The organism is Methanosphaera sp. WGK6, assembly GCF_001729965.1.
Taxonomy (GTDB): domain Archaea; phylum Methanobacteriota; class Methanobacteria; order Methanobacteriales; family Methanobacteriaceae; genus Methanosphaera.
On record NZ_JRWK01000001.1, the window covers coordinates 191,858 to 211,970 of the forward strand.

At 27.0% G+C, this 20,113-nt stretch carries 19 protein-coding genes; 8 read left to right on the plus strand and 11 right to left on the minus strand.

Features of this window, described 5'->3' with window-relative positions; genetic code table 11:
- Window positions 1-48 precede the first annotated feature (48 nt).
- Both hisD and aspS read left to right on the plus strand, forming a co-directional pair.
- The gene (gene hisD / locus NL43_RS00940) at window positions 49-1,272 is read left to right on the plus strand and encodes a histidinol dehydrogenase (RefSeq protein ID WP_371325635.1); all 1,224 of its coding nucleotides are present in this window, start codon (window positions 49-51) and stop codon (window positions 1,270-1,272) included.
- Between the two features lie 98 nt (window positions 1,273-1,370).
- The gene (gene aspS, locus NL43_RS00945; RefSeq protein ID WP_069592099.1) at window positions 1,371-2,690 is read left to right on the plus strand and encodes an aspartate--tRNA(Asn) ligase; all 1,320 of its coding nucleotides are present in this window, start codon (window positions 1,371-1,373) and stop codon (window positions 2,688-2,690) included.
- 78 nt (window positions 2,691-2,768) lie between these two features.
- Here aspS and NL43_RS00950 read toward each other — a convergent pair whose 3' ends face one another.
- Together NL43_RS00950 and NL43_RS00955 are read right to left on the minus strand one after the other, a co-directional pair.
- A complete protein-coding gene (locus NL43_RS00950; RefSeq protein ID WP_069592100.1) occupies window positions 2,769-3,107 on the minus strand; it encodes a hypothetical protein in 339 nt (112 codons plus the stop codon).
- Window positions 3,108-3,119: 12 nt separating this feature from the next.
- Entirely contained in the window at window positions 3,120-3,443 is a 324-nt protein-coding gene (locus NL43_RS00955) for a hypothetical protein (RefSeq protein ID WP_069592101.1), read from the minus strand.
- 87 nt (window positions 3,444-3,530) lie between these two features.
- Here NL43_RS00955 and NL43_RS00960 point away from each other — a divergent pair, with 87 nt between their 5' ends.
- From NL43_RS00960 to NL43_RS00970, 3 genes are all read left to right on the plus strand, one after another.
- Window positions 3,531-3,929, plus strand: coding sequence for a hypothetical protein (locus NL43_RS00960; protein WP_069592102.1), 399 nt, complete (start codon window positions 3,531-3,533; stop codon window positions 3,927-3,929).
- Window positions 3,930-4,120: 191 nt separating this feature from the next.
- The gene (locus NL43_RS00965) at window positions 4,121-4,423 is read left to right on the plus strand and encodes a hypothetical protein (protein ID WP_069592103.1); all 303 of its coding nucleotides are present in this window, start codon (window positions 4,121-4,123) and stop codon (window positions 4,421-4,423) included.
- Window positions 4,424-4,540: 117 nt separating this feature from the next.
- Window positions 4,541-5,893 carry an exonuclease domain-containing protein gene (locus NL43_RS00970; protein ID WP_069592104.1) on the plus strand — a complete coding sequence of 451 codons (1,353 nt, stop codon included), beginning with the start codon at window positions 4,541-4,543 and terminating at the stop codon, window positions 5,891-5,893.
- Window positions 5,894-5,926: 33 nt separating this feature from the next.
- Here NL43_RS00970 and NL43_RS00975 read toward each other — a convergent pair whose 3' ends face one another.
- The 3 genes from NL43_RS00975 to NL43_RS00985 form a co-directional block, all read right to left on the minus strand.
- Window positions 5,927-6,487: a hypothetical protein gene (locus tag NL43_RS00975; protein WP_069592105.1), complete on the minus strand. Its 561-nt coding sequence runs from the start codon at window positions 6,485-6,487 to the stop codon at window positions 5,927-5,929.
- Window positions 6,488-7,418: 931 nt separating this feature from the next.
- A complete protein-coding gene (locus tag NL43_RS00980) occupies window positions 7,419-8,045 on the minus strand; it encodes a hypothetical protein (RefSeq protein WP_069592106.1) in 627 nt (208 codons plus the stop codon).
- A 278-nt stretch (window positions 8,046-8,323) separates the two neighbouring features.
- Window positions 8,324-8,680, minus strand: a complete 357-nt coding sequence (locus NL43_RS00985; protein ID WP_069592107.1) for a hypothetical protein — start codon at window positions 8,678-8,680, stop codon at window positions 8,324-8,326.
- Window positions 8,681-9,218: 538 nt separating this feature from the next.
- On the opposite strand from NL43_RS00985, the gene NL43_RS00990 reads away from it, so the two are divergent.
- The 3 genes from NL43_RS00990 to NL43_RS01000 all read left to right on the plus strand — a co-directional run bounded on the left by NL43_RS00990 (window position 9,219) and on the right by NL43_RS01000 (window position 12,057).
- Entirely contained in the window at window positions 9,219-11,003 is a 1,785-nt protein-coding gene (locus NL43_RS00990) for a transglutaminase family protein (RefSeq protein ID WP_069592108.1), read from the plus strand.
- Window positions 11,004-11,015: 12 nt separating this feature from the next.
- A complete protein-coding gene (locus tag NL43_RS00995; RefSeq protein WP_069592109.1) occupies window positions 11,016-11,678 on the plus strand; it encodes a hypothetical protein in 663 nt (220 codons plus the stop codon).
- Window positions 11,679-11,877: 199 nt separating this feature from the next.
- Window positions 11,878-12,057 carry a 4Fe-4S binding protein gene (locus NL43_RS01000; RefSeq protein ID WP_069592110.1) on the plus strand — a complete coding sequence of 60 codons (180 nt, stop codon included), beginning with the start codon at window positions 11,878-11,880 and terminating at the stop codon, window positions 12,055-12,057.
- 71 nt (window positions 12,058-12,128) lie between these two features.
- Here NL43_RS01000 and NL43_RS01005 read toward each other — a convergent pair whose 3' ends face one another.
- From NL43_RS01005 to NL43_RS01025, 6 genes are all read right to left on the minus strand, one after another.
- Window positions 12,129-12,515 (minus strand): helix-turn-helix domain-containing protein, encoded by a 387-nt coding sequence (locus NL43_RS01005; protein ID WP_069592111.1) that lies wholly within the window; start codon window positions 12,513-12,515, stop codon window positions 12,129-12,131.
- 110 nt (window positions 12,516-12,625) lie between these two features.
- The gene (locus NL43_RS08515; protein ID WP_371325634.1) at window positions 12,626-12,739 is read right to left on the minus strand and encodes a symporter small accessory protein; all 114 of its coding nucleotides are present in this window, start codon (window positions 12,737-12,739) and stop codon (window positions 12,626-12,628) included.
- Window positions 12,739-14,331, minus strand: coding sequence for a sodium:solute symporter (locus NL43_RS01010; RefSeq protein ID WP_069592112.1), 1,593 nt, complete (start codon window positions 14,329-14,331; stop codon window positions 12,739-12,741). Before NL43_RS01010 ends, NL43_RS08515 begins: the two co-directional genes overlap by 1 nt.
- 203 nt (window positions 14,332-14,534) lie before the next feature.
- Entirely contained in the window at window positions 14,535-15,533 is a 999-nt protein-coding gene (locus NL43_RS01015; RefSeq protein ID WP_069592113.1) for an AraC family transcriptional regulator, read from the minus strand.
- 1,202 nt (window positions 15,534-16,735) lie between these two features.
- Window positions 16,736-19,324 carry an ATP-dependent helicase gene (locus tag NL43_RS01020; RefSeq protein ID WP_069592114.1) on the minus strand — a complete coding sequence of 863 codons (2,589 nt, stop codon included), beginning with the start codon at window positions 19,322-19,324 and terminating at the stop codon, window positions 16,736-16,738.
- A 15-nt stretch (window positions 19,325-19,339) separates the two neighbouring features.
- On the minus strand, window positions 19,340-20,065 hold the full coding sequence (locus NL43_RS01025) for a metallophosphoesterase (RefSeq protein ID WP_069592115.1): 726 nt from the start codon (window positions 20,063-20,065) through the stop codon (window positions 19,340-19,342).
- Window positions 20,066-20,113 lie beyond the last annotated feature (48 nt).

The following is a 20,113-nucleotide window of genomic DNA, read 5'->3' on the forward strand; positions in this document are numbered from 1 at the left end:
AAAGATTTAAAAAGAGAAGACTTTTCAAAATATACTCAAAGAATTCAAATGAACTCAAGTGATGTTATACAACCAGTTCAAGAGATAATAACAAATGTACGAGAAAATAAGGATAAAGCATTGCATGATTACACTTTAAAATTTGATAAAGCAGATATCACAGATTTAAGAGTACCTGTGGAAATTATTAAAGAAAGTGTTAATAAAATAAGTCCTAAACTAAGAAAAGCATTAGAAGATGCAGCAGAAAATGTTAGCAAATTCCATGAAGCACAAATACCATCTGATTGGACAATGACAGTAAAAGAAGGAGTAACCGCAGGTCAAATCATAAGACCACTAAAAAGAGTAGGTTGTTACATACCTGGAGGAAGAGCAGCATATCCGTCTTCAATAATAATGACAGTAATTCCAGCAAAAATTGCAGGAGTTAAAGAAATTATATGTTGTACACCACCAGACAAAGATGGAAATATAAGTGATGAAATACTAGCCGCAGCATATATTGCAGGAGCAACACATATTTATAAAGTAGGAGGAGCTCAAGCTATAGCAGCAATGGCCTATTCTACAGAGACAATACCTTCTGTTGATAAAATTGTAGGTCCAGGTAATATTTTTGTAGCAACAGCTAAAAAATTAGTATATGGTGATGTTGATATAGAATTCCCTGCAGGACCCTCTGAAATGTTAGCATTAGTTGACGAAACCGCAAACCCTGAATACATTGCAACAGAATTATTATCCCAAGCAGAACATGATCCTAATGCTGCAACAATAATGGTTTCAACTTCAAGAAAAGTAGCAGAAGAAACAGTAAAATGTGTTTTAGAATACCTTGAAGAACAAGAAAGAAAAGAAATTATTGAAGAATCATTAAATAATTATAGTCATATACTTGTAGCAGAAAATATGCAAGATGCAATTGACTTTACAAATGCATATGCTCCAGAACATTTAGTAATTGTAACCAAAGACCATTATGAAACATTAGAATCCATTGATAATGCAGGTTCTATATTTCTTGGAAATCTAACACCTGTAGCTGGTGGAGATTATGGTTCAGGTACAAATCATGTACTACCAACAAGTGGGGGAGCTAGAATGTACTCAGGACTTTCAGCAGAATCATTCCTTAAGAAACCAACCATACAAGAATTATCTCCAGAAGGTGTTAATAACATAAAAGATATGGTTATAAATCTAGCCGAAGCTGAAGGATTATATGCTCATGCATTATCTATAAGAAAAAGAGCTGAAGATTTAGAATAATATTCTAAATAATATTTATCAATTAAGAAAAAGATAAATATATAATAATACTTTATTATTTTAATTTTAATTCATATATAAAATAGACAGGTGAAAAATTGACAAATATATTTGATAAATGTAAAAGAACACATTACTCAAACGAAATAAGCCCTGACTTTGCTGGTGAAACAGTAAAAGTAACGGGATGGGTACATGAAATAAGAGATCTTGGTGGAATTGTATTTGTTTTACTAAGAGATAAAAATGGAATTACACAAATAACAGCACCAAGTAAAAAAGTATCAGAAGAAATGATGAAAGATATCCGTGCTGCAAGAAAAGAAACAATTGTAACAGTAACAGGTACAGTACAAGAATCTCCAAAAGCACCGAATGGAATAGAATTAATCCCATCAAATATTGATGTAATTAATGTGTCTCAATTACCATTACCATTAGACACTACTGAAAAAGTAGATGCAGAAATGGATACAAGATTAGATGCACGTTTCATGGATATAAGAAAACATGATGTAAGTGCAATCTTCAAAATAAAAAATGAAATGTTACACACAGTACGTAACTACTTCTATGACAAAGATTTCACAGAAATCACAACACCAAAACTCGTAGCTTCTGCAACAGAAGGAGGAACAGAATTATTCCCTATTACTTACTTTGAAAAAGAAGCATTCCTAGGACAAAGCCCTCAATTATACAAACAAATGATGATGGCTACAGGATTAGATAGTGTATTTGAAATAGGTCAAATATTCCGAGCAGAAGAACATGATACACTTAGACACTTAAATGAAGCATTATCTATTGATGCAGAAATGTCATTTAAAAGTCAAGAAGATGTAATGGGATTACTTGAAGATTTAATTAAAAACATATTAAACAACGTTCAAGATAAATGTGCAAGTGAATTAGAAGATCTTGGACATGAATTAGATGTACCTTCTGAACCATTCCCAGTAGTACCATACGAAGAAGTTATCGACATTGTAAACAGTCAAGATGTTGAAATGGAATATGGTGAAGACTTAAACAGAGCTGCAGAAAAAGTATTAGGAGAAACAATGGGTAGTTACTACTTTATTACTGAATGGCCAACAGCAATTAAACCATTTTATGTAATGCCTAACAGTGATGATCCAGAAAAAAGTACAGCTTTTGATTTAATGTATAGAGATCTTGAATTATCTAGTGGATCACAACGTATCCATGACTATGATTTACTATATAATCAAATAGAAACCAAAGACTTAAACCCAGATTCCTTTGAAAAATACTTACAAGCATTTAAATATGGAATGCCTCCTCACTCTGGATGGGGTATGGGTGCAGACAGATTAACTATGGTTATCACTGGTGTAAAAAACATCAGAGAAACTGTGTTATTCCCAAGAGACAGAAGACGACTCACACCTTAAGTCAAATTCTCTTTTTTTATTCTTTTTTTTTAAAAATAGTTTACTTTTTTCTGATAAAAAAAGGTGGTGAATTGTGAGCTATTTAAAGTTAATAGATATCTCTTTTTTAGATTCTACATATAAGTAAATTCTTTCTTCTTCAAAAAAATAACTCTGATCTTCTTCTAATTCACGAGCCACTTCAAATAATAATCCTTTATCTCTTAATTCAAATATTCTTTCCACAAATTCATCATATTCATACTGGCTATTTCTATTTGTATATACTCTATTAAAACCTTTCTTACTCCATTCTAAGCCATCCCATGCATATAACTCGTATTGTGGATTTTTTATTATTATCCGAAATGTTATTTCAAAGTCATCTTCTTGATACATATCATCTAATATTGTACCTTCTATTAATTGAATCGACACAATATAGCCCTTCTATAATTTTATTGATTTGATATTTAGTTTGTATTGGTCTTTTTGTATTTCATCATTATCTTTTTCATTTCTTAAGTCTTCCCATAATGCTCCATGAACCATGTAATCATGGACTCTTGTTATAAATTCTTCATACTTGTCTTGGTCGGCTTTGTTTTCAGGTGATAATTTATTTAAATCAATGAAGTCTTTCTGCCAGTTATTTCCATCAAAAAAGTAATAATCTGTGTCATAATCATTTTCTGTATTGTATGTGATTTTACATTTAATATTAAATGTTTTTTCATCAAAATCAGTTATAGTGTATTCATATGTTTCTTTCATTCTATTTGCCTCTATTATTTATTATATATTATAATATTAATATGTCATGTAACTTATATTATATTATAAAATAGTACGTGTTCTATTATGAAAATTCGTGAAAACCATGTTTATAATATCAGTGACTTAAACTATATGACTAAATCTTATTTAGATAATGATTATAGTGTAGTATCCTATAAAGAGGATATGGTATGTCTTAAAAAGAATAATTATGGTAATATTCTTATTCATGCATTACTACTTGTTCTCACTGTTTGGTTTTCATTAGGACTTTTAAATATATGTTATCTCTTATTTTCTTATTATCATAATACTAGAAAAGTCACAATTACATTACTTACTAAAGATTCTAGTAATTATCTTAATACTTTTTTAGAACAAGAAGATACTCCTGAAATCACTGCTTTTTTAGATAAGTCAGAGGATGAAAAAGTATATGATGAGTCTAGTCAATTTCCTATAATTGATTACTTGGAATATTAATATTTTTTATATAATATTTTTTCTATCAGTAATACAAATGTTTTATATATTTTTATTAACAAAGTAATAATTATACGAAGTTTATATGAAATTCAGTATTATAGTCTGAATTATATTGACAATTATTCTAACAATTTTCTTATATGAATAATTCATATATAAATTTAAATTTATTAAGAAGGGAAAAACACATGAAGTTAAACATAGATGGTGTTATTAAATCTTTTAATGATACACTTAACAATGATTCTTCAGTTCATAATATGGCCTCTGATGAAAATTCTGGTGAAACTTCAAAGATTTACCAAATTGAAGAAGCAGGAGAGTATGTTGAAACAATATACAAAGGAATAAAAGTATTTGTCAGAGAAAATTATCCATATTATAATCCTCAAAATGATAAAATTTATTATTCCGAAGAAGAAGAAGCTGAAGATTTATATCAAATTGCAAAAACAATGTCAAAATCATCTATACACGAGTTAGATATATAAATTTTAAAATTATTTTTTAAAGTTTTTACTCAAACTATCTTTTTTTTATATTATTTTCCACATAATACGTGGTAGGCTAAATTATTTTTTTAATATTCTATTTTAGGATGAAATTCTATGAAAGATTATGTTGTAATGGACTTAGAAAACCCTAATTCTAGACAGAATTCTATAAGTGCAATAGGTACAATACTTGTCAGAGATAATAAAATAGTGGATGATAAATATTCACTAATAAATCCAGAAGATAACTTTGAACCATTTAACATGCAACTAACTGGAATAACTCCAAGATCTGTTAAAAATAGTCCAACACTAGTGGAATACTGGCATGAAATAGAAGACTGGCTAACAAATAATGTAGTGGTTGGTCATAACATAACCTATGATTTAAGAGTACTTTCTCGTTCACTTGCAAGATATGGTATGAAAGTACCTGACTTTAAATACTGTTGTACTCTAACACATAGTAGACGTAATTTAAAACTCAAATCTTATAAGCTCGAAAACATCGCAAAAAAATTACACATAATCTATGACCCTCACATTGCAAGTGAAGATGCTAGAGCTGCATATCAACTCTTTGAATACTTAAATCGCAAAAAAGAGATAGAAATCAACCAAGCAAAAAACTATCACTACAAGATCAAAACAAAAGAAAGTTATGATCCAAAACTATCAACAAACATCAACAACTTATATGGAATGGTGCGAGTAATACTATTTGAAGAATATCCAAACAACCAACAACTAAAACTACTAGATGACTGGCTAAAAGAAAACAGTCAATATAAACAATATCCATTATTTGATAATATAACAAGTAAACTCACAACAATACTCAATAAAAACACTATGGATTTCTCTGATAGAAAAATACTAGCTGATATAGTACCAGCAGTAACTACTTCCAGTATATACTCAAAAAACACACTAACAGTACAAGTACTACAAGGAATAATCAAATCAATAACAGCAGACAATAAAGTAACAATGGAAGAATTAAACAACTTAAACACATGGCTTACAAGAAACAGAGTACTTAAAGGAACATATCCTTATGATAAAATAGTAAAAATAACAGATAACACACTAAATAAGGGATTTATCACAATAGATGAACAAAAACAACTAGCACGGACATTTAAAGAAACAATGAATCCACAAAAAGAAACAAATGAAACAATAGACTTCAATGGAAAAACATTCTGTCTATCAGGATTTTTCAAACATGGAAACAAAGAAGAAATAACAAAAATACTCAAAAAACAAGGACTAATAGAAAAAAAATCAGTATCTGGAAAAGTAGACTATCTATTTGTAGGCTCAATGGAAAATCCCACATGGAAATATGGAAATATTGGTGGAAAAATAATAAAAGCACAACAACTACAAGAAAAAGGCAAAAATATAAAAATAATAAGTGAAAACAACTTGTTTAGGGAAATAAATAATAAAAGAGTAATTTAAGAAATTAATTATAATTTCTTATAATGGCTTGTTTTAACTTGGACTTACGTTTTGTCCACCTTTTCTAGTTTCAAGATAGAATGTTGCAGTGGTTACTTCACCATTTTCACGTACTTTTATCACACATTTATCAGGATATTTGCTCATTGGCGTTGAAGTATAGATAGTTATGGCTCCACCTTCACTTACAGTATACCAATTATATTCTGATCCACCAAATGATTTTCCATCTCTAGAATAATCCATACTCACTTCAACATTTTTATCTCTATGTATTCCACCTACATACAGTATAGCAGTTTCTCCTGTATCAGGATTACCATCTGAATGAAAACTCACTCCTGCAACAGTTACTTTATCACTGCTACTGTAATCTGAACTTTCACTACTTTCACTAGAACTTCCAGTAGTACCTTCACTGTTAGTATTGCCATCAGTATTATTAGTACTGTTAGATGTATTTGTGTTATTTGTGGGTAATGTAGTAATTTGCTGATCTTGGTTATTATTGGTTATGTTAATTATTGTCAGTGATGCTATTAGAACGCATAGAATTGCTGTGATGCATATTATAATTAGACTTTTGTTTTTCATCTTTGTTTTTTCTCCTTTGTTGTTTTATTTATAGAATAGTTTGTTTATTTTGTTATTTATTGATTTATTTTTTGTTGCAAATCGAAATTTCTTTTAATGTTGTTGTTTATAGTATGTATTGTAGGGATGTTTATCTCACTTTTTGCTTGTTTTTTATTGTTACACTTGCAATATACCTCTTTTAATTTCGCTATACATAGATATAACGAAGTTTAAACCTCTAAAAACTACACTAAACAAGAACAAAAAGTTCATAAAACAAGAACATAAATAAAACAGTCAGAAAACCCTCTATTAACAAAAAAACCAACACAAAACACATAATAAAAAATTAACAAAAACAATTAAACAATAAGAAATATTATAAAATAAAATTAAATTAAAGATAATTCTTATTAAATATAATATCTATACTTAAAATATAAAATCAATATAAATACATATACATGTAGTATTAATTATTAGAAAAAGTACAACAATTGGATTTTCAGGTCATGTTCTAAAAAAAATTCTAGAAAAAATAATTTTCTCAAAAAATTGAAATTTCACACATATTCTCTAAAAAAATATATCTGTGATTTATGTTGATCAGGCTAACTTTACAAGAATACTATTTTGACAATATTACATATACATGTCACATACTAAAAAACATATTTTAGATAAAAAAATAAAATCACAACAAAAAAAAACACATAAAATTACTAAAAAATAAAAAGTTCATGATAAAAAAATAAAATATTATTTTTCTTCATGATTTTAAAAATAGGTAACATAATCCTTAAGAATACTTATTATAATTCCAACTAGAAATAATATTTCGATTTTTGTTTAGTCCTTAATTTAGCTCCGTATACTATACTATTTTTATGTATATTAATATGATTATTAGTTCTAATATTATGCTCACTAACGATAGGAACTTTTATTTTCATAGTAATTCAAGAAATATAATTGATATTATAAAAGGAATAATGAAAGTTAGTGCTAGGTATATCTTCATTATTTTTTCATATTCTTTTTCTTTCTTTGAATTGTATCCTGTGATTTGTTCAACTTTATTTATGACTTGGCTTGGGAAAAACATTATGAGTGTTACTAATATAAATTCATAGATATAATATATGTTCCAAAGAATCATTAGTTCATATTCTGAAATTGTCACACCATTAAATGTTAGTTTTGAATAATAAATAACAAATAGTAACCATATACCTAATAATATGTTAGTTGTAATAGAGTTATAGGAGCATTTATTATCATCAGTACTTCTTTCTTTTGTTACTATTTTTTCATTCAATGAGTTTCTATTCGCTATTAAACCTAGTATAATATAAATGAATAAAATAAACATTTTATTAAATAAGTCCATATTAATAAAGAAAGTAAATATTACAATAACTAATACTATGGAAGTCATTATTTCTGCACGAAAATCCCTACTTGATTGTTTATTTATACCTATACTTCTATAAAAATAGTCCATATCATGATTTAAAAAAATATTAATTAATCCAATCAAAATTAAACTACTACAAAAAGGAAATTCTAAATACATAATATACTCTCTTTATAAATTATCTTTAGGAAAATAGATATACGTTTCTTCAACTGTCATTTTTCGTGTTCCATTTCTAACTTTTACATGTAAATTATCATATTAATCATGATTATTTTTATTTAATCATATATATATATATATATATATATATATATATATATATATATATATATATATAAACTTATTATTTTCCATACTATGGCTCTGTCAAAAGTTATGTGGGTCTTTATTTTATTTCATGTTTTTCTTTCCAATAATCAATTCTTAGTTGGAATCTACTTAAAATTCCTTTTTGTGATTTCATTTTTCTTTTTATGTGTTTTGGAAATAGTTTTTGGAACATATTTTTCTATTTTATTACTTGTTTTTTCTATATTTTTATTTTCAAGTGCATATGTTAAGTTAGATAAGTAGGTTCTTATGAAATTTGTAATTATATCTTTGATTGATTGTGGTGCATCTTTTTTATCGTCTAGTATTTCATTTAGTTTCTTTCTTATTGTTTTGATAGTTTTATATTTCAGTATTTTGAATATTTTCTTGGTATATTGTTTTATTTTCTTTTGTTCTTCTTCTGGTAGTTGTTTAATACTTTTATCCTTTTTGAGTGTTCTGATTATCTTGTTTTCCATGAAAATGACAAAATTGATGATAGAAATCTAAGTCTGTTATAGATCTGTGATATTATTGTTTTAAATCTGTTGTAATTTGCTTTACGTGGTTGATTTCGTGTAGATTCTCCTAAGAATATTTTTTTTCATATCTAATTAAGTAGTCCATATTATTTTCTGTAGTATTAAGGGATACTTCATTTATCGAATGTTCATATTCTATTTTATCTATATTAAGTTCAATCATGTTTTATTTAAGAAAGTACTAATTTTAAATTCTGGAAAAGAACGTACAATGTTTAAAAATTAATATAATTATTTATAATTCTTAAATTTTAATTTAAAATATATTTTAACTTCATAATTATAACTACTATGCTTATTTTATTAAACAAATATTTATATATTAGAATTAACATAAATTTATAATGTTATTTAGTTATACTAATTAAATAACCCTTTAACCTAAACAAAATCATTTAAAAAAATCATTTAAATCTTCTTTAGGAAGATTTTATTAATTTTATTTAACTTAAAATTCATATTATGGAGGATTAATTTGAAATATAATAAATTAAGTCTATTCTTCATAGTACTCATACTTACAATTGTATCAGTTAATGCAACTGAAGTAAATGATAACACAACAATTGTAAATAATGGTAATTACATAGTACAAAATGATTTACCTGAAAATGAGTTTAACGAAGGATATTCTGATATTTATAAAGAAATAGATAATATAGAAGAAATAGATAATGATTATTTTTATGATGATTCAAATGATATTATAGATGATATTACAGATATTGATCAAAATAAAAGTGCAACTAATTATCCGCGAAAAGTAAATACTCAAAATACAAATAAAGAAAATATTACTATAACATTAAAAAACTACACAGCTTTTGCTGGTGAAACAATAACAATTCGTGCAACCATCAAAACAACAAATAATCAACCTTTGATTTCAGCAAAATCAGCATTTAAAATTAATGGTAAAACACAAGCACATTTAAATGTAACTAATGGTACTGTAAATTATAATTTTAAAATACCACAATGGAGTGCAAAAGAATATACTTTAACCCTTGTTGTTGGAGAAACAAGTAATACAAATACCTTATCCAAAAATAGTACCTTAACATTATACAAGTTAAATACAACAATAAATACACCCTATCTAACATTTGCACAGAAAAATAATATAAGTTATATTAATGCAGTAATATCCGACCAACTTAATCGAAATGTGTATACAGGGAAATTAGCACTAAAAATAGATGATAAAACAATAGCAAATCTCAATACAACAAATGGAATTATAAATTACAGCTTCACACCAATTCATAGTATAGGCACACACAAATTAACAATAATTTATGGAGAAAATACATTCTTCAACTACATGAAAATTGATGTTAAAATAAGAATTATAAACAATACTATTCATACATATACACATGAACAAATAATAGAAGCTACTAATCGTGTGAAAAATTATTATAATGTAAATAAGGAGTTACCTAACTTTGTTGTAATAAATAATAATGATGTGACAATGAATGATTTCTTATATTTAATGTGTCAATCATTGATTTCAAATAATTCATTATGTGAAGGAAATTTCCAATCTGAAAATAATATTATTGAAAATATAACTACTGGAAAAATATATAAAGAAGAGTATCTTCAAATAGCAAGTACTATAACACAATATATTGCAAATAACGGAATAGTTCCTGGTTACGTTAACACATCCATAGGTAATTTAATGTTAAATTCAATAATAGATGGTTTTTCAAGAGCATTATCATTTGAATATAACAATAACAGACTACCTAACTATATTGCATATAATAAAAGTATATATCCACAACAAACAGTAAATACAACAGATGCATATCTATCACCATCAAAAAACTGTCAATCAAACAGTTCAACAATAAAAAACTTAGCTACACAACTAACAATAAATTGTACTACAATATACACAAAGGCTAATGCAATATTCTTATATGTACGAAACAACATTGCATATAGAAATTATAATGGTACAGAAAAAGGAGCATTGAAAACATTAACTGCTAAAACAGGAAATTGTTGTGATCAAGCTCATTTATTAGTAGCATTACTTAGAGCTAGCGGTATACGTGCAGGTTATGCTCATGCAGTATGTAAATTTAACTCTGGACGCATTGTAGGGCATGTATGGGGTAAAATATACCTCAATAATACATGGGTAGATGCAGATCCAACTAGTTATTACAACGATATTGGAAATACTGCGAGTAATAGAGTACTATCCTGGAATAATCGGTTAATGTCTGAAATAACATTTTAGGGGGTAAAATTTATGTGGAAAAGAATAATGCCTGTTTTAATAATCTTAGCACTATTGGGGGGTATATCAGCATATTATCTGGATAATAACTCAATAAATAGTCAAAATGATTTATTAAATACAGAAAATAATCTAACAACACAAAATGATAATGGAAATTTATTAATTGAACAAGATAAATTAAGTAATTTAATTACAGACACAATATCTAACCAGTCAGCAAAAAAATATCAAGATATAGAAAATAACATAACAACAAATACTAAACTATCTGAAAATATTTCAAAAAGTGATGTATACGTATATGATTATACAAAGGATATTGATTCATTAATATCAATAGAAGATTATGATAAAACAATAATTGCACATGATAAAACGGGAAATTTAAAATACAATATCACTGCAAGAGAAGCATTGGAAATAATACAAAAACAGTATTCTGGAGATTGGACTCATGTAATGATATCTCCTGTGTATGCTACTCCTGAATTTCTAGTTGGTGATTCTTTAAATGAAACTTGGATTGAAGTTAGTCCTAATGGTGAAATATGGGGTGGACATTCTTCTCATGAGGTACCTGTAGACTCTGAAGATGATTCAATAGACACTCAGAATATAACAGATAGTAATTCAGATGATAATATTAGTATTAATGATACTGGTGTTGCATAGTTATTAAAGTGGGAGAATAATTTTTCTCATTTTTATCTTTTTTTTATTGTGAAGTATTTTATATTATTGTTTTACTTGGGTTTTTATTGTTTTTAATCTTTTTCTAAAATAGGAAAATATATATTTAATATAGAATATAAATAACCATGTTAGTTTAACTTAATAGGATAACTAATGTATATATAATAAGGTGATAAATATGGCAGGAAACCCATACAAAATAAACGATAATTGTGTAGGATGCGGATTATGTGTAAATGCATGTCCAATGGATTGTATTTCAGAAGGTACTCCATATGCAATCGATGCAGATACCTGTGTAGGTTGTGGAGTATGTGCTGAAGCATGTCCTGTACAAGCAATTGAAGAAGCAGCTTAGATGCTGTTCTTCAAATTCTTTTTCCTGTTTTTAACTCTTTTTTTTAATAAAATAATTATTCTATTTTTAATTTATTTAATATCTAGTGTTCGTTTAAATGATTGTTTCAAATCATTTTTAGTCTCTTCTGTATAGTATTTATCTGATATTTCGTTGTTTAATGTAAACATTGCTAGTTCATATAATACTCTATTCATTGATTTTCCAAGTGATGTTAACTGATATTCTGTGTTTGTTTTGTCAGGAGATGTTATTTTTTTAATAAGTCTATTTTCTTCCATTTCTTTAAGACATTCTGATAATACTTTATTTGAAACACTTTTATTTTCTTTAAATTCATTAAAATGGGTTTTTCCAAAGAAAATATCTCTAAGTATTTGTATTGTCCATTTTTTATTAATTAAATTAACAGCTAGGTTAACTGGACATTCCACAACTTTTTTATCTAAATTATCCATATTTTTTCATCTTCACTTATTTTATATTATTTTATGATAATTAAGTGTTATATTATTATTTGTTATTTTTCTTGTAAAAAAAAGTAAAAAAATTTGGTGAGGGGGTTATTTTATTCTTTATTCCAGTTTATTGCACCATATATTACACAAATTATTGTAATAAGAATACATCCAAGATATCCACAAATAATCATGGGATCAGTTAAGCCAAGAATTTCTATCATTATGCATCACCTTTTGCTGCGGTAAATACTTCTTCAATAGCTTTTTTATCTTCACTAGAATTTTTAGTAAGTAATGATACTACAATTGTAATGATAAATGCTAATGGTAGTGCAATAATCATAGGATCAACATATGGCCATGGCATTGATGTAAATAGAACAGTTTTTCCTGTAAGTAATTTACAAATACCTAGTCCTGCTGCTTCTTTTTGGTGTGTGAATATTAAACAGAATAAACTGATAATTGTTCCACCAACAATTCCTGCAATAGCTCCTTGTTTTGTTGTACGTTTCCAGAATAATGCACATACATATACTGGTAGGAATGCAGCTGCACAAATTCCGAAGAAGATTGTAGTACCTTGAGCAACAATATTTGATGGTAATATGTATGCTAAAACTACTGCAATAATAATTGCAACAAGAATTCCAACACGGTTTATGTTTACATTATTTTTATCATCTTTAAATGCACCATATACATCGTGAGCTATGGATGATCCTTGAACGTGGAATTGTGTACTTATTGTACTCATTGCTGCAGAAAGTAGTGTTAATAAGAATATATATGTAAACCATCTAGGCATTGCACTATTAATAAATGTTGGAATAATGGAATCTACATTTCCACCAGCAGCTTGTATTGCAAGTTGTCCTGTTGTTTGGAAGAAATATACATTAGATAATGCTCCTACAATATATGCTGAGAATGTAGTTACAAATATGAATACTCCACCTATAAGAACTGCTCTGTTTAATTCTTTATTACTTTTTACAGTCATGAAACGAACTGCAAGTTGTGGTTGAGCTATAGCACCAATACCTACTCCTAGAATAATGGATGTAACAAGGTTCCACCAGAATTTACTTCCAGTTTCAGGGAAGGTAGTCCAACCTGTTGCTCCTGTTGCCTTAGATGCTGCAGGGAATAATGGAGCCATGTCAGTTAATAATTGATGTGCATGTGTAACTCCACCTAGCATCCAGTATATGCTTATGAGTAATACAAGCATTCCTATAAACATAATTGTTCCTTGTAATGCATCAGTATACATAACACCTTTTAATCCACCATAGATTACATAGAATCCTATAATAACTGCTATTATAAGAACTGCTAGGTTAAAGTCAATTGATATTGTGGTTTCTGCAAATCTTGCTGCTCCAATTAATACACTAGCTGCATATATTGGCATAGCACAGAATATTAATAGTCCACTAAAATATTGTATAAATTTACTGTTAAAACGTTTTGATAAGAATTCTGGGAAAGTTAAAGCACCTAATTTTTGACCCATTTTACGGGTACGTTTACCAAATACTACAAATGCTAAAAAGATACCTACTGCTATGTTAAGAAATACTAACCATAATATTCCAAGTCCATTGGTTCCAGCTAACCCTCCAAAACCAACTATCGCAGCAGTACTAATAAATGTAGCACCATAACTTAAAGCCATGATATATGAGTTGGATTGACGTCCAGCAACTAAGTAATCCTCAGTTGTACTTGTACGTTTCCATGCTATATATCCTACTCCAAGCATTAATGCGACATATATAAAGATAAGTATTAATAATAAATAATCCATATATATCTCCTTTTACTGTTATTTTAAATAAAAAAAAATTATCTCCTTTTTTTATGTGTATATATTTATTAATACTACTTTATTATTTTATAGTATTGGTTTAAGAAGAGTAATTATATTATTTTAGACTTTGTATAATTAGAATATTAAAAATAAGAAAATTGATGTATAAAAAAAGGATTAAAGAAAATAAGTTTTGGGAATTATCTTTTCTTTTCCCTGTAACTTGAAGGTAAAACACCCATTTCTTTTTTAAATGCTTTTGCAAATTTACTACTACTTTTATATCCAATCATATTGGCAATTTTTGAAATAGGATAACTTGTATTTTGGATGAGTTCTTTTGCTCTGTGGAATTTATATTCTCTGTACCATGTATATAATGGTTTTTCATACATGTCTCTAAAACAATTTTTAAGTGTTGTTAGATTAATTCCATAACTAACTGCTAGTGAGTCTAATGAGATATAACTAGCAATATTTCGTGATAGGTCATTTTTTATTTTTCTAACTACTCTAATTTGAGCATCCGAATATGTTCTTTGTTTGTCTTTTATATCTTTAATTTCAATATTATCTAGTAGTAATATTAGTTCAAATGCCTTTAATTTTAAATATTCTTTACATGATCTTTTATTATATGTATCAAATAGTTTCATTTGTTCAATAACTTGTATTATTTCATCATTTGCTTTAAAAACAAGATTTTGATTTTCTTTACTTAGTTCAAATAGTTTATTTAGTATTTCTTCATAGGGTTCTAAAGTAGAATTTTTATTTTTGTTAAATACTTTTTTATCAAATACAAGATGTGTAAATGTGGAATGTTTTATGAATTCATATGCTCTAGGATTATTACCTTTAATATACATATTCATGTTTCCACCATTAATAAATATGAATTTATTATTTTCGACAGGCATTTGACAACTTCCCTTTGTAATATATGACATGACTAATAAGTCATCAGGGTTGTTAAATTGAAGTAAATCCTTTTCATGAGGATATCTTTCCTCAATTTCTTTTTCATCAGTGATAATTGTTAATCCGGGAAGTATATCGTAGAATTTAAGACTAATTGTATATAAATGGAAGTTGTTTATTAGAAGTTCTTTTCCTTCAGGAATTTCTTTTATTTTCACATAACGTGAGAGATTTTCAAGATACATTCCTTCTAAAATTTCTATAATTTCATCATGCATTTTATTTTTCTCCCATTTTATTTTAATATTATTAATTTTCTAGAACATTATTATTAATTATGTATTGTCGTATTTTAATATTTTATGTAAAAATAGATGGTGGTGCTGTGGTAAAAAAAAGTTTTTCATATGGCTTATTTTACATGATATCTTAAAAATTATTTTAAAAGTAATGATTATAAGTAGATTACCTTTTTAGTTTAAATTAGTCAATAAATCATGTAGTATTATCTCCTGATTAACAAGTGGTTTTGAGTATCTTTTTATAAAAAAAATAGATGTTGAGAGGGATAATGGGTTGATTATTATCTCTCTCAGTCCCGTTTAAATTATATTTAATATAATTTAATGTTCCCCATCCATTTTTATTAGTTTGGATAATCAAGACTGTATTTTTTGAATTTGTATATTCGTTTCAAATCATTTTTTCCTTATATGAGGTATATAAGTTATTTTTTTTCACTGAATGCGGTGTCTGCCAAAATTCAAAAATTAACTTTTGATAATAGAGAATATTACTTCCATTATAAGATAAAGAAAATTTTGCATTAATAAATTTATTTTTAGCAGACACTATGGATATATTATAAAACCTTTTTAAATTTTCACGGGTATTAATCTTTTAAATTAGTATGTATTGTTTAATTTAGACTAAGAATTAAACAACTGGTGAAAACTTATTACTTTTTGTAATAATTTGGTTTTACAGACGTCATGTTTTTGAAAAAATAGTCTACCTATTATTTTCATTTATTCTTTTTAATTAATTATTATATAATTAATTAAGTTTAATACATTTGTTATTAGAGTATCAGCCAAAATACTTTTTTTGAATTTTAAGAGTAATATTTAATTCTAATTAAATCATTGTAACTCTTTTATTTCAACTAGTTCACATTCAAAATAAATTGAAATAGAATTATCTTTATGACTTTGACTGATACTCAATAATAGATTTGTTTAAGTTATATATAAAATATACTATATTTATCATAATTAAACATTATGATTTAATTGAATATATATTATTTAATTATAATTAAACATAATTTTCATCTTTATTTTGACTCATATAATTTTTTTAATCAAGTATTTTCTACTATCTTTCATATGCTGATTGTTTTCGCATAAATAATAATTAATTGAGAATATTTTATAATGATTAATCATAATTATTTTTTCCAGGTTTATCCTAATAAATATTAATTTTTCCTAAACTTATTTTTATCATTTATTTTCTCTATAATTGCTTCATGCATACGTTTAATAAATTCCGATCTATCCTCATACTTTAAAACATCAAGATAACCTCTAGAAACAAGGTTAAATGCAAAAGGAGTAGGAATATCTGTATTTATAGTTTTAATAACAATTTCCTTATTTTCAATTTTTCTTAAAATCTCTTCAGCATGATAAATATCCATATAATCCTCAATCACTTCACGACGAGCTTCATCTAATATAGCGAAATGATCATCAATTTCTCTAACAAAATTAAGTAAAATCTTACTAGTTACTTGTTGACGACCAACACTTTTTTCATGACCTTTATATCTTCGAAGAATCATTAATGACCTATTAGCACAATCTCTAAAACGACTAGCTAAAGTTTCTGTTTTATCAATTGATTTAATTAGAATTTCACGTAAATTATCACTATTTAACTCTTCAAACGCTTCAACACCACCAATTTTAGAATCACTACTAAGATAAAATCCATTATCATCCACACTAATCATAACATCATGATGATATTTAAGTGATATAATGTATGCTATAGCTCTACTAAGGGCATCGTTTACACGTCTACCATATAATGAATGGAAAACAACAAATTTTCTACCACCAAAACCAGTGTAATACTCTACAAGTAACTTATTTTTAGATGGAATTTCACTATAAAGATACTGCTCAAGGAAATAAAAATAAATAGACGATGCTGAATTATAATCAACATACAAATATTTCTTTATATAATTAATAATCTCTTCTTGAGACACATCAGTAGATAACTTCCAGTCAATAATAGCTCTAAAATTTTGAATAGAAATAGCTAAATCATAGGATAATGGTAACTGTTCAGAAACCCATGATGGAATACTAGGAGTGCTACCACTAGGGATAACAGTAATAGTCATACCTCTAGCATACTTGAATTGATAAACTCTACCTCCAAGAACAAATGTATCTCCTTTATGTAGACGTTCCATGAAATCTCCATCAATACTTCCAATAATCTTTCCTTCACATTTAACTTTTGCATGACTTCTATCAGCAATAGTACCAATATTAGTTGAATAAAGAACTCTTGCTAACTTTCCATGTTTTCCAAAAGTATTAGCTTCCCAATCAACCCAAATCTTAGCATAAACATATCTTTGTTCAAGACAAGTATATTCTCCTGCAAGATAACGTAATACTTGTTCATAATCATCCCATGAAAGATTATGATAAGGCATAGCTTGTCTAATTACATGAAAAATATGTTCAATATTTTGTCTTTGTTCAATAGCGATACCATAAATATGTTGAGCTAAAACATCCAGACAATTGTAAGGAATGTCTATTTTATCAATTTTACCCTCACAAGCATTTTTAAGAATTAAACTACACTCTACAAGATCATCTCTATTAACAACAATCATACGACCCTTTGATTTTTCATGAAGTCTATGTCCACTACGTCCAATTCTCTGTAAAGCACGAGACACGGATTTAGGAGAACTAATCAGAATAACTAAATCAATATATCCAATATCAATACCTAATTCTAGAGAAGTACTACTAACAACAACTTTCAAATTACCTTCTTTTAACTCATTTTCAGTCTCAAGACGCACATCCTTGGATAATGATGAATGATGAGCCATAACATTTCTTGAATTATAAAATCCAGGATACTTCTGTGTTAACCTGTATGAAACGCTTTCAGCACCACTACGAGTATTAGTAAATATGAGTGTTGTTTTATGTTGTTGAATTAAGTTATGGAGTAATTTATATAATTCATCAGTCAATGTTTCCTGTTCTGTTTCAATAATATTTTCAACAGGACATAGAACTTTCATATCTAATTTTTTAAGATAATTAATATTAACTATTTCACATTCACGAGGATTTCCCCATGAATAGCCTACTAGATAATTAGCAATTTTTTCAGGAGGACTGACTGTTGCACTAAGACCAATTCGTGTAAAACCACCAGTTAATTCATGTAAACGTTCTAAACTAAGGCTAAGATGGGTTCCTCTCTTATTTTCTGCAAGTGAATGAATTTCATCCACAATAACATATCGTACATATTTTAATTTTTCTCTAAATTTAGGAGCAACTAGTAAGATGGATAATGTTTCAGGAGTAGTAATTAGAATGTGAGGTGGATGTTTTAACATTTTAGAACGTTGATATTGACTTGTATCTCCAGTTCTAACAGCTTGCCGTATACCTAAATCATGACCTGCAACTTCATTAATTCCCTGCAATGGTTTTTCAAGATTCTTAGATATGTCATTATCTAATGCTTTTAGTGGTGAAATATATATGCAATACACACGTTCTTCAAGCATATTTCTTTCACTTAAACTAGCTAATCCTGATAGAATAGCTAGAAATGCAGTTAATGTTTTACCAGATCCTGTAGGTGAGAGTATTAAAATATTTTTTCCAGCATTAACATGAGGTATTGCCTGACGTTGAGCATCAGTAAATGTGTCAAATGTATTTTTAAACCATTTGCTAACATATGGATGTAATAAATTATGTATTTCTTCATCAGAGTATTCTTTAGTCATATTATTACCTCCTATTCATAATTCCATATCTATACTTAATAAATCCTTAATTAATCCAAAAGGATAAATATTTTCTCCATCAATTGCATATACTTCAAAATCATCTAATTTCTTGATAAAAGGTGAAATTGTTTTTTCATGTAATACATCAGAACCTTGACTTATGGGAGTAAATGAAGGCATAACAATTAAATTATATTTATTCCATGTTCCTTTAAGATATGATTTAAATTTTTCTACACGTTCTCCATTTCGTATACCAATACAGGGATGTTCATGACCTATAATAATAGTAGCTATATGTTCAGGTATTTCTTCAGGTATTTCATGACCATGTGTAATATAATAATTATCTATGATAATATAATCCTCTAAAATTAGATTTCGTTTATTTAGAATATATTGTGTAAAATTATCGTGATTTCCTTTTATAACTCTAATTTCAACAAATGAATCAGATAAATAATCAATAAAGTCTAATATTTCCTTCCATTCTTGTTTATCAATTGTTCCAAAGTTATGTTTAATATCTCCATTTAAAATAATCTTGCTTACATTAGCTTTTCTTTGAATATTATCCATTACATCAATTATTTTATCAAATTGAAATGGAGGAATCATCAATCCTTGCTTATTTAATGAAGTTTCATAACCAAAATGTAAATCAGAAATTAGGAGAGTATCCTCTATTTTAAGAGCTTTATTAATAATTTCTGCACCATTTATTTTTAAAGAATTCATGATATTCATTATCTCTTTTATATTATATGTTTATTTTATTACATTGTC

What these genes read in the sequence shown, in the direction of transcription:
- NL43_RS01015 (WP_069592113.1), bottom strand. Translation starts at nt 15,533, where the DNA reads ATGCATGATGAAATTATAGAAATTTTAGAAGGAATGTATCTTGAAAAT.
- NL43_RS00965 (WP_069592103.1), top strand. Translation starts at nt 4,121, where the DNA reads ATGAAGTTAAACATAGATGGTGTTATTAAATCTTTTAATGATACACTT.
- NL43_RS00995 (WP_069592109.1), top strand. Translation starts at nt 11,016, where the DNA reads ATGTGGAAAAGAATAATGCCTGTTTTAATAATCTTAGCACTATTGGGG.
- NL43_RS00985 (WP_069592107.1), bottom strand. Translation starts at nt 8,680, where the DNA reads ATGGAAAACAAGATAATCAGAACACTCAAAAAGGATAAAAGTATTAAA.
- NL43_RS00975 (WP_069592105.1), bottom strand. Translation starts at nt 6,487, where the DNA reads ATGAAAAACAAAAGTCTAATTATAATATGCATCACAGCAATTCTATGC.
- NL43_RS01010 (WP_069592112.1), bottom strand. Translation starts at nt 14,331, where the DNA reads ATGGATTATTTATTATTAATACTTATCTTTATATATGTCGCATTAATG.
- hisD (WP_371325635.1), top strand. Translation starts at nt 49, where the DNA reads ATGAACTCAAGTGATGTTATACAACCAGTTCAAGAGATAATAACAAAT.
- NL43_RS00970 (WP_069592104.1), top strand. Translation starts at nt 4,541, where the DNA reads ATGAAAGATTATGTTGTAATGGACTTAGAAAACCCTAATTCTAGACAG.
- NL43_RS00955 (WP_069592101.1), bottom strand. Translation starts at nt 3,443, where the DNA reads ATGAAAGAAACATATGAATACACTATAACTGATTTTGATGAAAAAACA.
- NL43_RS00980 (WP_069592106.1), bottom strand. Translation starts at nt 8,045, where the DNA reads ATGTATTTAGAATTTCCTTTTTGTAGTAGTTTAATTTTGATTGGATTA.
- NL43_RS01000 (WP_069592110.1), top strand. Translation starts at nt 11,878, where the DNA reads ATGGCAGGAAACCCATACAAAATAAACGATAATTGTGTAGGATGCGGA.
- NL43_RS00960 (WP_069592102.1), top strand. Translation starts at nt 3,531, where the DNA reads ATGAAAATTCGTGAAAACCATGTTTATAATATCAGTGACTTAAACTAT.
- NL43_RS01025 (WP_069592115.1), bottom strand. Translation starts at nt 20,065, where the DNA reads ATGAATTCTTTAAAAATAAATGGTGCAGAAATTATTAATAAAGCTCTT.
- NL43_RS01020 (WP_069592114.1), bottom strand. Translation starts at nt 19,324, where the DNA reads ATGACTAAAGAATACTCTGATGAAGAAATACATAATTTATTACATCCA.
- NL43_RS08515 (WP_371325634.1), bottom strand. Translation starts at nt 12,739, where the DNA reads ATGATAGAAATTCTTGGCTTAACTGATCCCATGATTATTTGTGGATAT.
- NL43_RS01005 (WP_069592111.1), bottom strand. Translation starts at nt 12,515, where the DNA reads ATGGATAATTTAGATAAAAAAGTTGTGGAATGTCCAGTTAACCTAGCT.